Source organism: Lysinibacillus sp. PWR01 (genome assembly GCF_043359455.1).
Classification (GTDB): domain Bacteria; phylum Bacillota; class Bacilli; order Bacillales_A; family Planococcaceae; genus Lysinibacillus; species Lysinibacillus fusiformis_F.
The window spans coordinates 1-13308 of record NZ_JBHERJ010000089.1; the positions used below are offsets into that span (position 1 = coordinate 1).

11 protein-coding genes are annotated in these 13308 nt (G+C 39.6%); 9 read left to right on the top strand and 2 right to left on the bottom strand.

Annotation, left to right across the window (positions count from 1 at the left end; translation table 11 throughout):
• Positions 1-263: 263 nt before the first annotated feature.
• A complete protein-coding gene (locus tag ACEVFT_RS20285) occupies positions 264-1466 on the top strand; it encodes a diaminopropionate ammonia-lyase (protein ID WP_393951145.1) in 1203 nt (400 codons plus the stop codon).
• A gap of 45 nt (positions 1467-1511) precedes the next feature.
• Here the strand turns inward: ACEVFT_RS20285 and ACEVFT_RS20290 are convergent, their stop codons facing one another.
• Positions 1512-2831 (bottom strand): trypsin-like peptidase domain-containing protein, encoded by a 1320-nt coding sequence (locus ACEVFT_RS20290; RefSeq protein ID WP_393951146.1) that lies wholly within the window; start codon positions 2829-2831, stop codon positions 1512-1514.
• 177 nt (positions 2832-3008) lie between these two features.
• Here ACEVFT_RS20290 and ACEVFT_RS20295 point away from each other — a divergent pair, with 177 nt between their 5' ends.
• From ACEVFT_RS20295 to ACEVFT_RS20305, 3 genes are all read left to right on the top strand, one after another.
• Positions 3009-3770, top strand: a complete 762-nt coding sequence (locus ACEVFT_RS20295) for a MerR family transcriptional regulator (RefSeq protein ID WP_205445151.1) — start codon at positions 3009-3011, stop codon at positions 3768-3770.
• Between the two features lie 75 nt (positions 3771-3845).
• Positions 3846-4295, top strand: coding sequence for a TraR/DksA C4-type zinc finger protein (locus ACEVFT_RS20300; RefSeq protein WP_205445149.1), 450 nt, complete (start codon positions 3846-3848; stop codon positions 4293-4295).
• A gap of 47 nt (positions 4296-4342) precedes the next feature.
• On the top strand, positions 4343-5269 hold the full coding sequence (locus ACEVFT_RS20305) for a dipeptidase (RefSeq protein WP_205445148.1): 927 nt from the start codon (positions 4343-4345) through the stop codon (positions 5267-5269).
• Positions 5270-5282: 13 nt separating this feature from the next.
• Here ACEVFT_RS20305 and ACEVFT_RS20310 read toward each other — a convergent pair whose 3' ends face one another.
• Complete coding sequence (locus ACEVFT_RS20310; RefSeq protein WP_205445146.1) at positions 5283-6203, bottom strand: 1,4-dihydroxy-2-naphthoate polyprenyltransferase; 921 nt, start codon at positions 6201-6203, stop codon at positions 5283-5285.
• A 247-nt stretch (positions 6204-6450) separates the two neighbouring features.
• Between ACEVFT_RS20310 and ACEVFT_RS20315 the strand changes: the two genes are divergently transcribed.
• From ACEVFT_RS20315 to ACEVFT_RS20335, 5 genes are all read left to right on the top strand, one after another.
• Positions 6451-7836, top strand: coding sequence for an isochorismate synthase (locus tag ACEVFT_RS20315; protein ID WP_205445145.1), 1386 nt, complete (start codon positions 6451-6453; stop codon positions 7834-7836).
• Positions 7829-9544: a 2-succinyl-5-enolpyruvyl-6-hydroxy-3-cyclohexene-1-carboxylic-acid synthase gene (gene menD / locus ACEVFT_RS20320; protein WP_205445144.1), complete on the top strand. Its 1716-nt coding sequence runs from the start codon at positions 7829-7831 to the stop codon at positions 9542-9544. The genes ACEVFT_RS20315 and menD overlap by 8 nt, the downstream gene beginning before the upstream one ends.
• Positions 9541-10350 (top strand): 2-succinyl-6-hydroxy-2,4-cyclohexadiene-1-carboxylate synthase, encoded by an 810-nt coding sequence (gene menH, locus ACEVFT_RS20325; RefSeq protein WP_205445142.1) that lies wholly within the window; start codon positions 9541-9543, stop codon positions 10348-10350. Before menD ends, menH begins: the two co-directional genes overlap by 4 nt.
• Positions 10351-10414: 64 nt before the next feature.
• Positions 10415-11233 (top strand): 1,4-dihydroxy-2-naphthoyl-CoA synthase, encoded by an 819-nt coding sequence (gene menB / locus ACEVFT_RS20330; protein ID WP_205445140.1) that lies wholly within the window; start codon positions 10415-10417, stop codon positions 11231-11233.
• Between the two features lie 543 nt (positions 11234-11776).
• Positions 11777-13201 (top strand): o-succinylbenzoate--CoA ligase, encoded by a 1425-nt coding sequence (locus tag ACEVFT_RS20335; protein WP_393951147.1) that lies wholly within the window; start codon positions 11777-11779, stop codon positions 13199-13201.
• Positions 13202-13308 lie beyond the last annotated feature (107 nt).

Here is a 13308-nt window from a genome sequence, read left to right on the forward strand (position 1 = left end):
TGCAGTAGATGAATTTACATCTACTGCACTTTTTAATTTACTTAAAAATAGCTACGATAATAATAACCCTTTACAGAAATTAAATCCTGTAAGGGCTTATTATTTTTCTGGAGGTTTAGATTGGAATTCTCGGTGTTTGTAGGTCCAAAACCAATGTATAACTGATATATTTGCTTGCTCTGAATACCCTTGTTTAATTTTGGTAATAAATTTTGTATTTTAAAGCTAGATCGACTAAGCTATTGGTAAAGGAGGAGATAGGTATGAAGGAAAAATTAAAGTGGGTGCACAATCAGCTAGGCAACACAAACCAAGGCTCACTATTACTATCATATTTTACACTGGAACAAGTAAAGAAGGTTGGTCAATTTCAGCGTACATATGAGCGATTTGAGCAGACACCTCTCCATCATCTTGAGGCACTTGCTTCATATATGGGTGTAGAAAAAATCATGGTTAAAGATGAATCTTATCGATTTGGTTTAAATGCCTTTAAAGTATTAGGCGGTATTTATGCAATTGCGCAATATATTGCCAATAAGCTTGGGAGGAATATAAAGGAGCTATCGTTTGAACAGTTAAAATCTCCGGAAGTAAAAGCAGAAGTAGGCGATTTAACATTTATTTCAACGACAGATGGTAATCATGGTCGTGGTGTTGCATGGGCAGCTAGAGAACTGGGTTTTCAAGCGCGAATATATATGCCAGCTGGCAGCGCGGCTGAGCGTTTGCAGCATATTAAAAGTGAAGGGGCTTTTGCTGAAATTACGACAATGAATTATGACGATACTGTTCGTTATACCTCACAGCTTGCACAAAAAAATGGCTGGGTTCTGGTTCAGGATACAATGTGGGATGGCTATGAAGAAATTCCATTATGGATTATGCAAGGTTACACAACCATTGTGCAGGAGATTGTTGAACAGATACAGCTAGCCCCGACACATGTATTTTTGCAAGCGGGTGTAGGATCCTTTGCAGGAGCAGTAGTTGCGTTTTTACAGCAATACTATGAGCAGGAAGTTACTTTTGTATTGGTTGAGCCTCATGTCGCTAATTGCTATTATGAAAGCTTTAAAAAAAATACGGATCAATTTGCCTCTGTTGGCGGGGAGATGCAAACGATTATGGCAGGGCTTGCTTGTGGTGAACCGAATCCACAGGCTTGGCAAATCTTAAAAGCCTCCACAAAAATAAGTATCTCCTGCGAGGAAGAAATAGCAGCTACAGGTATGCGCGTTCTTGGCAATCCATTAGACACAGACACTCGCATTATAGCTGGTGAATCAGGAGCGGCGCCATTTGGTTGCTTTTATGAAATAATGACAAATGAACAATATAAGGAATTAAAAAATGCCTTACACCTAAATGAACATGCGAGGGTGCTGTTTATTAATACAGAGGGTGACACAGATAAAGAGAACTATCGACAAATAGTATGGCATGGGAAATATGCGAACCAATAGCAAACTAGTGATGAACTAGCTTGCTATTTTACTTTGTAAAAGGTTTTATTGATGTATCTTAATGTTGGCAATTTTATAAGCACCATAATCATCCGTAATAACTGTATAAGTTTTATAGCGATCATAGAATTGGTAATTACCTTGTGTATCATAAAAATCAAAAGTTTCGTTCATGTCAACATAATATTGACCATTTGAGTATTGTACATCTAGCACGTCATTGTTTGTAAAATAGAAGTAATGACCCTGATAGGCAATCTCATTAATGTATTTCTCCAATTCTTGATATGCTGTACTGCCAGGTGAAAGCATATCAGCTATCCAATAAAAATCACCATCATTGAGTGCCATTTCATAATAGAGACGGAATGCTTGCACGAATTGACCTGCTAGTAAGGCGTCTGTTTCGTTGGTGGGTTTTGTTTCAATGGTAGACTGTTGACTACCTTCATAAACATTCGCAATAGCCCGAACCTCATTTGCAGAAAGTGGTTTAGCAATCCATCCATCAAATTGATCAAGCATACTATAAAGAGGAATGGAAAAGGCAAAGTTAGTACTTGTATCAGTTGTATAAAGTAGTGAGTTAATTCCAATTACTTTGCCTGTATTAACATCAACTAATGGGCCACCGCTGCTACCTTTATCAATTTGTGCATCTACCTGATAAATTTGCTTATAAATAAAATTTTCAAGTTTCATATCACGTTTATTACCTGTTATATAGCCAATAGAAGCCGAATTTTCAAAACCTTGTGGACTACCAAATGCAATGACTTCTAGACCTATAGGTGATTCTACAGTCTCCATGCCTAATGGCTCTGTGTCTTGGTAGTTAGGCACCTTTATTAAAGCAATATCATAGCGATCAGATATACCGATAACAGTACCTGGAAATTCTTGACCATTTGCATTACGAATCATTACATCAACTTCACCTTGGATAACATGAGCATTTGTAATAACATATCCACCCTTTTTATATAGGAAGCCAGAGCCTTGACTATTGTTAGTTAGGACAGTGAAGACTTTTTGTTGTATTTCCTTTATAAGGGTGACACGATCAACCTGCTGTGCATGAGCTTCTTGTTTTTTGGTGAGTTCTTCTGAAGAAACTTGTTGTGCATTTATCTTTTGATTATCGTTAATTTCCGAGTAAGCGGTGGTATAGCTCTTTTTATCATTAAAAAAATCCCAATATGCATAACCTAGACCGCCTATTGCAATAAAACAGATTGAAAGTACGATAATTGCCCATGTTGGGATACCTTGTTTTGGAAATGATGGATTTATGAGCTTATTACCACAATCCGAGCAAAATTTACTGTCTATAAGATTTACATGCTGACAATTAGGACACTTCACCTTATCACACCCCTGTGAAATATTTACTATTCATATCGGCTTGAAAATATAGCTTTATAGGTATTTATGGAATTATATTAATTTGAAGGGTGTATATGGAATGAAAAATTTTTTTCATTTTGCTCTTGACCTTAACGTTGCGTCAAAGCTTACAGTAGCATTAATGGAGGTGATTACATGGAATATACCATTCAGGAGCTTGCTCAGTTGTCAGGTATTAGTACAAGAACATTGCGCTATTACGATGAAATTGGGTTGCTGAAACCAGCAAGAACCAATGAGGCGGGCTATCGATTTTATGGCCAATGGGAGGTCGATATGTTGCAGCAGATTTTATTTTACCGCGCATTAGATATGAAGTTAGTGACGATTCAGGCTATTATTCAGGCACCTAATTTTCAGCATGCCGAGGCGCTTAAAACACATAGAGATGCTTTGCTTCAACGCAAGAAACAGTTGGAAACAATCTTACAGACAGTAGAAAAAACAATACAATCCATTGAGGAGGAACAACCAATGTCAAATGAAGAGAAATTTAAAGGTTTTAAAGAAAAGTTAATCGAGGATAACGAAAAGCAGTACGGCCAAGAAATACGTGAGAAATATGGGGATGAAACAGTGGATGCATCCAATGCTAAGCTTATGAATATGACAGAGCAACAATATCAGGCGATGCAACAGTTAGAGCAGCAAATGTTTGAGCGTTTAGCCGAAGCAATGGAGCTTGGAGATACTACAAGTGACATTGCGATGGAAGTAGCAGAGTTGCATAAACGTTGGCTGAGTTTTACGTGGAAAGAATATTCCAAAGTGGCACATGCTGGGCTGGCACAAATGTATATAGCTGATGAACGTTTTACGGCTTATTATGATGAGCGAGGGGCAACAGGAGCAGCGCAATTTTTACATGACGCCATTATAGCTTATACAAGTAAATAAATAGGTCTTCCTTATGCTGACATGTTTTAGAAATCGTAAATTAGGAAAAAATGAAAGCATGAGGAGGAGATTTTTGTGGATCAACAAGTAATGCAACAATTAAAAAGACAACTAGAGCAAGAATTACAAGAAATAGAACAGCGACTTGAGGAATCTGAGCGTCCTCAAGCGACAGAGCTATCTAATTATGATAATCACCCCGCTGATAATGCCAGTGATTTAACGGATCAATTGACAGAAATGGCTATGGATGAGCATCGTGAAGACACTGTGGAGGAAATTAAAAAGGCCCTTCAAGCAATGGCAGACGGAAAATACGGTAAATGTGTTGTCTGCGGTGAAGAGATTCCATTAGGACGCTTAGAGGCTATGCCTAAAGCTCTGACCTGCGTGGAGCATGCAGAGCAGAAAGAAGAAAATTTACGACCAGTGGAAGAAGATGTGCTATCCTCAACACCAAAATCAGATGATTTCATTGAGCTTGAGGAATTTGGCTCTTCTGATACACCACAAGATAAAATTTAGTAAGTTTTTCCTCACGAAAGCAGTATAATAACTGTAGAGGTGAGGATATGAAGATCATTGATTTACACTGTGATGCACTTTTAAAATTAACTACTCTTGAAACGGCGAATTTTGCTGAGGATGTGCGTATACATGCCAATCAAAAAAGATTGCAATTAGGGCAAGTAGAGACTCAAGTGTTCGCCATCTTTATTGACCCAAAAATCCCGCAAAATTTGCAATTTCTTGAGGTCATGCGTCAAATCGAAGTATTCCATACTCATGTTTTACAAACAGAGGGCATGGTGCATATTACAGATTGGGCACAGTTAGACCAATTAGCTCCACATGAAATAGGAGCTGTTTTAAGCTTAGAGGGCTGTAGTGCCATTGGCGAAGATTTAACGAAGCTAACAGCTGTACTGGATGCGGGCGTGAAATTAGTAGGTTTAACGTGGAATGAAGAAAATGCTGTAGCTCATGGCGCTGAACAGGATGCAACCCTTGGATTAAAGCCATTTGGTAAAGAAGTTATACAATTATTAAATGAGCGCGATATGATTATTGATGTCTCCCATCTAAATGAGCAAAGCTTTTGGGATGTCTTGCCGTTAGCGAAGCATATTATTGCAAGCCATAGTAATGCACGTGCACTATGTGACCATCCACGCAATTTAACAGATGCGCAGGCAAAGGCACTTGTAGAGCATGGAGGACATATCCATGTTGTTTATTTCCCACTCTTTATTGGAAAAGATGCAACACTAGACCATTTAGTGGGGCATGTGGAGCATTTAGCGAAACTAGTAGGTGTAGAGCATATAGGATTAGGCTCCGATTTTGATGGAATTGATAGGACTGTTAGTGGCTTAGCACATGCAGGAGAAGCGCAAAATTTACTAGAGGCATTACGCACACGTTTTTCAGATGAAGAAGTGTATGGTATTGCAAGTCTAAATTTCCGACGCTATGTAAAAAAAACAGCAACCCTTTAAGGCTGCTGCATCTTTAATAAAAGAAATAATGAAATAATAAACCGATTCCTAATAGGAAGCCGAAGAATGTATTTGTTTGCGCTGTATATTTCATCGCAGGCATTACCTCTTTGGCTTCTTTTTTGTCTCGGAAAATTTGAATGGCACGTAATGGTTTTGGAATACTTAGGAAGATGATTAATGCCCAAAATGTAATACCATCAACTGCTACAAGAGCGATCACCCATAAATAGGAGACGATAAAAAAGCCTGATAACACGGAAATCGCATTATCACGTCCTACCAAAATAGCCAAGGTCTTTCGTCCGCCCTCTGTATCACCAACAATATCACGAATATTGTTCGATAGCATAATGGCACCGACTAAAATCATGCTTGGTACAGAAAGCAACACAGCATCCAGTGTTACTGTAAGCGTTTGAATATAAAAGGCAATTAATACAATGCCCATACCCATTACTGCGCCAGAGACAATTTCACCAAATGGAGAATAGGCGATTGGGTACGGTCCACCTGTATATAAGAAGCCAATAAGCATACAAACAAGTCCGACAGCTGCTAACCACCAAGACGTTGAGGCACATATGTAAATGCCAAGAAGCATGGCAATAGCATAAAAGCTTAATGCAATCATCATAATTGTTTTTGGCTGTACACCATGACGGACAATCGTACCGCCAATCCCAACAGAATGCTCGTTATCTAATCCTAATTTGTAATCATAATATTCATTGAACATATTCGTTGCTGCTTGGATAAGCATACTTGCAATAAGCATAGCAAAAAATAGTCCAAAATCAATTGTTTCTTTATCAATTGATAAGGCAATAGCTGTTCCTAGGAATACTGGAACAAATGAAGCGGTTAAAGTATGTGGGCGTGTTAAATGCCACCAAACTTTAAAACCCCTATCAGCTTCAATGACTTTGGTCATAAGGTCTTTCTCTCCTTCAAATGTTGTCGACTCTTCTTATTTTAAACGAAGATTGAGAAAATGGGTAGGTTCACAGCTTATTACATACTGTTTAATGAAAAAAAGTGATACAATAGAACATGCATTTATGATCTGAAAATAAAAAAAGAGCGGTTAGCAACAGTACGAATAACTGTGTTGCCAACCAAAATATGATGTGTTTTAACCATCATTCATTATGTACATTGCAACAACGGAGGTAATTTTCATGCAACAGAAGTGGTACCAAGCCACAGAAGTAGAAGTGGACTCTTTGGGCCAAAGCCTTCATTTTTATATGGAAACAATTGAAGTAAGTCGCCTTTCTGCACTGGCGTTCTATGCAGCAGGCGAAGAATGTTATAAAGGTGAACGATTTTATTGGCAAAATAGAGAAAAAACAATGACATTAGTTGGACTAGGACATGCTCATACCATTCAAAACAACGCTAAAGATGACCGCTTTGATGCTGTAGAAGCGGAATGGAAAAAATTAACGAAAAACTGTCTAAAAGGTCAAAGAGAGCTACAACCTATTTTGTTTGGTGGCTTTACATTTGATCCTCAAAATAATGTGGATGGGGAATGGACGGATTTTCCAGAGGCTTATTTTGCATTAGCAACGTTTCAGCTTGTGATACGTGATGATAAAGCATACGTGAGTATTCATCTTTTGACACAAGATCAGCAGGCTGAGGGGCAGTTCGAAGCTCTAAGAAAAGAGCGAGATCATTTAATTCATGCGGCTCAGGTTAAAGAAGTGAAAACGTATACAAAACCTGAAATCACAAGTTATTTTGAGCCATATAAGGAACCTTATCTAGCCTCAATTGATCAAGTGACGGCATTAATTAAGGAGAAAAAGGCAGATAAAGTGGTCATTGCACGCTCGCTTGCTTTGCAATTTAAAGAGCATATATCTGCACCACAAGTGCTTTCCCAAATTATTCATGAGCAACCAGAAAGCTATTTATTCGGCTTAGAGCATAGAAATTTATTGTTTTTTGGAGCATCACCCGAACGTCTTGTGAAAGTAGAAGAGGGTCGTGCATTTTCTTCTTGTATTGCTGGCTCGATTAAACGAGGTAAAACAGCAGAGGAAGATGAGGCTTATGGGCAAAGTTTATTAAATGATCCTAAAAATGGCGGAGAACACCAGTATGTTGTCGATATGATTGCGGATACATTCCGTAAAAATTGCATGGACATGACGGTGCCAGATAGACCACGCTTATTAAAAATACGGGATATTCAACATTTATATACACCTGTAGAAGGTCAGTTAAATCAGGACGCAACAATCCTACAACTGACTAAATCATTACATCCAACACCCGCTTTAGGTGGTGTACCGCGCACAGAAGCAATGGCGGCCATTCGCAAATATGAGCCGATGAATCGAGGGCTGTATGCTGCGCCAATAGGCTGGCTAGATGCAGAGGGTAACGGTGAATTTGCAGTTGCCATACGTTCAGCTGCCTTACTAAGTGATAAAGCTTATTTATATGCGGGCGGTGGGATCGTCGCAGATTCAGAACCACAATCTGAATATGAAGAAACATTAGTCAAATTCCGTCCAATGCTTCGTGCGCTAGGGGGACAATTGCATGAGTGAACGAAAAATACTAACAGATTATGTTTATAAAATGGTCGCATCGCTAGTGCAGGCTGGTGTAGAAAATGTTGTCGTCAGCCCAGGCTCACGTTCAACACCGCTTGCTTATGCGGTTGCTTCCACTAAACAGGTAAAAATGTATCGGCAGGTAGATGAACGCTCAGCTGCGTTCTTTGCGCTAGGGCTGGCTAAGGCAACTGCTAAACCAGTAGTTCTCTTATGTACATCTGGTACTGCGGCAGCAAACTATTTTCCTGCGATTGTGGAGGCAAGCTATGCACGTGTACCATTGATTATCATAACAGCTGATCGCCCACATGAATTACGTGAGGTAGGCGCTCCACAGGCTATCAATCAGCCTAATTTATATGGTTCACATGTGAAATGGAGTGTTGATTTTCCCTTAGCAGATGGTGCTGAACCAACATTGCCTTTTATTGAGCGTCATCTTGCTCGTGCGGTAGCCATTGCAACGAGTGCACCTTTTGGACCAGTACATATCAATGTACCTTTCCGTGAGCCTTTATTAATTGATTTACAGCAGGATCTACCAGCAGTGACGTTTAAGCACAGCAGTATGGGACAATTAACCCCTACGACTACTGATCAGCAGGAACTTTCCTCTATTCTACAATCAACTAAAAGAGGCTTTATGATTATTGGTGAGTTAGCTCTTGGTACAGATTTATCCATTGTTTGGCAATTTATGCGTCAGCTGAAGTGGCCTGTCATTGTGGAAAGTTTATCGAATATGCGTACATCCGTACCAGAGGATTGTTTACCATATATCGTGACAACCTATGATGCCATTATGAAGAGTGATGACTTCAAGGCACTGGTGCAACCAGATACAGTAATCCGAATAGGAGCACAGCCTGTTTCGAAATTTATTATGCAATTTATAACAAAAACACAGCCCAATGCCTATGTGATTATTGATGAAGACCCTATGTTTAGAGATGCTACGGGCGTATCTACGCATTTTATTCATGCGAATATCGATCAGTGGCTGACAGAATTAGCTACCACTGAAACAGCTATTGAGGAAACCTACTTAGCTGAATGGCAAAAAGCGAATCAGCTTGCTACTATGCATATTGAGCAATACTCAGAGGTAGAAAAAGATGAAGGGGCCATAGTCAGTCGTTTACTCAAAATGATTCCTGACGGTAGTGATATTTTCGTTAGCAGTAGTATGCCAGTACGTGATATCGATACATTTTTATTGGCTACACCGAAAGATCTACGTGTTTTTGCCAATCGAGGCACGAACGGAATCGATGGGGTAGTATCAACAGCTATCGGTTTCAGTCAAGGAAATAATCGAGAAAGTTTTTTACTGATTGGTGATCTAGCCTTTTTACATGATGTCAATGGACTGATTGCTTCCAGATATCAGGAATGTAACTTAACGATTATTGTGATGAATAATGATGGTGGAGGTATTTTTTCTTACTTACCACAGTCAACTGTTGAAGATCATTATGAGGATTTATTTGGCACACCAACAGCCCTTGAATTCCGTGATATTGCCCATATGTATGATATGGACTATGTACGTGTGGAATCAATTGACGAGCTTTCCGAGAAATTTTCAACAAATAAGAAACGTTCTTTACGATTGGTTGAAATATTTACAGATAGAACCGAGAATGTGAATGCGCATCGAGGACTTTGGAATCGAATTAATGCGGAGTTAAAAGCATGACAAAATGGATGATTCGGGGGCTTGAAACCCATGTTGACATATGGAATGAAAATGGTGAACACACGCTCGTTGCGTTGCATGGATTTACAGGTAGTACGGCAACATGGCATAGTCTAGCACAAGCTCTTCCTCATGTTCGTGTTATTGCCATTGATTTAATTGGGCATGGTCAAACAGCTATTCCACAGCACGTACAGCGTTTTTCTATGGAGGAGCAATTGCAGGATTTAGAAGAACTATTTTGCCAACTCAATTTAGAGAAATTTACGCTGTTAGGCTATTCGATGGGTGGAAGAATCGCTTTATCCTATGCCATTACGTATCCAGGTCGCATTCATCAGCTCATTTTAGAAAGTGCTTCTCCTGGCTTACGAACAATCGAAGAGCAAAATGAACGTTGTAAGCGAGATGAAGCACTGGCACAAAAAATAATGACAAATGGTATATGGTCATTTGTCAATGCATGGGAAAACATATCGCTTTTTGCTTCACAGCAACGTCTATCTAAAAGTGTAAGAGAAGTCATTCGAGTCGAAAGGCTTTCACAGAAAGAAGAGGGACTCGCAGGAAGCTTGAGAGGTATTGGGACAGGAGTTCAACCTTCAAACTGGGATAGACTGGCGCAACTAGAAATACCTGTCCTGTTAATTACTGGAGCATTGGATGAGAAATTTTGTAAAATTGCACTAGAAATGAAAGCGTTCTTAAATACTGTTAAGCATTTAACAGTAAATGACGCAGGACATGCAATTCATGTGGAAAATCCCGCTGAGTTTGCTACAATAGTAGAGGAGTATTTAACGTAATATAACGATTACGTTAGCGCCTCGCTAGAAACGAGACGAATTTAATGCTATAGGAGGCAATTCAATGACACGTCAATGGACTACACTACATACTTATGAAGACATTAAGTATGAGTTCTATAACGGTATCGCAAAAATTACGATTAACCGTCCAGAAGTGCGTAATGCATTCCGCCCAAAAACGGTTATGGAAATGATTGACGCATTCTCACGTGCACGCGATGATAAAAATATCGGTGTTATTATTCTAACTGGTGAAGGTGAACATGCTTTCTGCTCAGGCGGAGACCAAAAAGTTCGCGGTCACGGTGGCTACGTAGGGGATGATGAAATCCCACGTCTAAACGTTCTTGATTTACAACGTTTAATCCGTGTGATTCCAAAACCTGTAGTGGCAATGGTTGCAGGTTATGCAATTGGTGGAGGACATGTTTTACATGTTGTCTGTGACTTAACAATTGCTGCGGACAATGCTCGCTTTGGACAAACTGGACCAAAAGTAGGTTCATTCGATGCTGGCTATGGCTCAGGCTATCTTGCTCGTATTATTGGTCATAAAAAGGCACGCGAAATTTGGTACCTTTGCCGTCAATACGATGCACAACAAGCACTTGATATGGGCTTAGTCAATACAGTTGTGCCTTATGCGCAATTGGAAGATGAAACAGTTCAATGGTGTGAAGAAATGCTTCAAATGTCACCAACTGCACTACGCTTCTTAAAAGCAGCGATGAATGCAGATACAGACGGTTTAGCAGGTCTTCAACAAATGGCTGGTGACGCTACACTTCTTTACTACACAACTGATGAAGCAAAAGAAGGTCGCGACGCATTCAAAGAAAAACGTCAACCAGATTTCGGTCAATTCCCAAGATTCCCTTGATTAGTAAAGGGTGTAAAGCTCGTATCTTTTTGGAGATACGAGCTTTTTGTATATGAATGAGGAGGATTGGTGGATAGAAAGCTTAAAGTTGCGGATAGAAGCGGCTAAGCAGTGGTTAAAAAGCTAAAAGTAGCGGATAGCATCTGAAGTGTGAAGGATAGAGTGGGGTTGTAATAAGAGTGTTGGATAGAAAGTTAAAAGTGGTGGTTAGAAGCAGCTAAGAGGTGGTTAAAAAGCTCAAAGTAGCGGATAGCATCTGAAATGTGAAGGATAGAGTAGGGTTGTAATAAGAGTGTTGGATAGAAAGCTAAAAGTAGCGGATAGAAGCAGCTAAGAGGTGGTTAAAAAGCTAAAAGTAGCGGTTAGAAGCAGCTAAGAGGTGGATAAAATGCTCAAAGTAGGGGATAGCACGTAAAATGTGAAGGATAGAGTGACTTAAAATAAGGGTAACGGATAGACATACAAAAATGTTAGATACCCCGTGGATTAATAGACAAACTAGACAGGAAAGCGTTAAGATGTAGGGTGATTGGAGTGACAAAGATGTATCCTAATTGGATTTTACAACGAGCTTATTTAACACCATTACGCAAGGCACTGACTTTTAAAAAGCGAAGCTGGACTTTTCAAGAATTAAATAATGAATCGATAAAACGTGCTCGACAATTAGTGGCACTCGGTATTCAACAGGGTGATCGAATTGCGATCATGGGGCCAAGTAAGCCTGAGCTTGTGATCATGATGTATGCTTGCATGCATTTGCAATGTGAGATGGTGATGCTTAATCGCAGACTATCACAGGAAGAGCTGGCTTATCAGCTAGAGGATTCAGAGGCTGTGGCAGTGTTGATTGCAGATGAGGATGTAGAGAAGCTGCCATCTGAAACAGCCTATCATTTATTTTCAGCGATTGAAGAGGGGGCAGAGGGTGCACTAGAGATTGTCAAGGAATGGCCTCTTCATCAAACAACAACGATTATGTATACTTCGGGTACAACGGGCTTTCCAAAAGGAGTTCGCCAAACGGTTGGAAATCATCAGGCTAGTGCGACTGCCTCCGTTTTAAATATTGGGCTGCAGGCTCAGGATGTTTGGTTATGTGCTGTACCTTTATTTCATATTAGTGGATTTTCCATATTAGTGCGGTCGCTGCTATATGGCAATCAAGTCGTTTTATATGATCAATTTGATGTGGAAGCTATCGCGCAAAATATTATGGATGGAGATGTTACCCATATGTCTGTTGTAGCGGTGACCTTGGAACGTATTCTACATACACTAGAGCAATGCAATGCGAAAGCTTCACCTCATTTTAAGCTGATGCTAGCTGGAGGTGGGCCTGTACCCGTGGATTACTTAGCGAGAGCGCATGCGTTAAATTTAGCTGTCGCACAAACATATGGGATGACAGAAACCTCCTCACAAACAGCCACATTGGCAAGTGAAGACGCTATGCGGAAAATTGGTTCTGCTGGAAAGCCTTTATTTTTTAATCAAATAAAGATTGCTGAGCCAAATGCTAAAGGTGAAGGGGAAATTTGCATTCGAGGTCCTCATGTCACACCTGGCTATATTGGACGTTTTGCACAAAAAAATGCAACGATGGCTGGCTGGCTTCATACTGGCGATATTGGTTATTTAGATGAGGAAGGTTACTTATTTGTCATTGATCGAAGGGCAGATTTAATTATTTCTGGAGGAGAAAATATTTATCCTGCAGAAATAGAAAATGTGCTACTCACACATCCAGCAGTCAAAGAAGCGGGTGTATGTGGTATGCCTGATGAGCAATGGGGACAGGTACCTATTGCATTTATCGTGTTAAATGAGCAGGTATCTGTTGAGCAATTACAAGCCTTTTGTATACAAAAACTTGCTAAATATAAAGTGCCTAAAGAAATGATTATCACAGACAGTCTTCCGCGAAATGGCGCGGATAAATTGCTGAGACGAAAATTATTACAATAAAAATCTTGAGAAAGAAGTCTTCTTAAAAGGAAGGCTTCTTTTTTATTTGAACTTTTAGCATGAAATTAATCATTTATTAACATAATAAAAAAAGAGAGGCATAAACT

Excerpts from the sequence above, each read along its gene's own strand:
- ACEVFT_RS20285 (WP_393951145.1), top strand. The coding sequence starts at position 264 with ATGAAGGAAAAATTAAAGTGGGTGCACAATCAGCTAGGCAACACAAAC.
- ACEVFT_RS20295 (WP_205445151.1), top strand. The coding sequence starts at position 3,009 with ATGGAATATACCATTCAGGAGCTTGCTCAGTTGTCAGGTATTAGTACA.
- ACEVFT_RS20305 (WP_205445148.1), top strand. The coding sequence starts at position 4,343 with ATGAAGATCATTGATTTACACTGTGATGCACTTTTAAAATTAACTACT.
- ACEVFT_RS20310 (WP_205445146.1), bottom strand. The coding sequence starts at position 6,203 with ATGACCAAAGTCATTGAAGCTGATAGGGGTTTTAAAGTTTGGTGGCAT.
- ACEVFT_RS20315 (WP_205445145.1), top strand. The coding sequence starts at position 6,451 with ATGCAACAGAAGTGGTACCAAGCCACAGAAGTAGAAGTGGACTCTTTG.
- menD (WP_205445144.1), top strand. The coding sequence starts at position 7,829 with ATGAGTGAACGAAAAATACTAACAGATTATGTTTATAAAATGGTCGCA.
- menH (WP_205445142.1), top strand. The coding sequence starts at position 9,541 with ATGACAAAATGGATGATTCGGGGGCTTGAAACCCATGTTGACATATGG.
- menB (WP_205445140.1), top strand. The coding sequence starts at position 10,415 with ATGACACGTCAATGGACTACACTACATACTTATGAAGACATTAAGTAT.
- ACEVFT_RS20335 (WP_393951147.1), top strand. The coding sequence starts at position 11,777 with ATGTATCCTAATTGGATTTTACAACGAGCTTATTTAACACCATTACGC.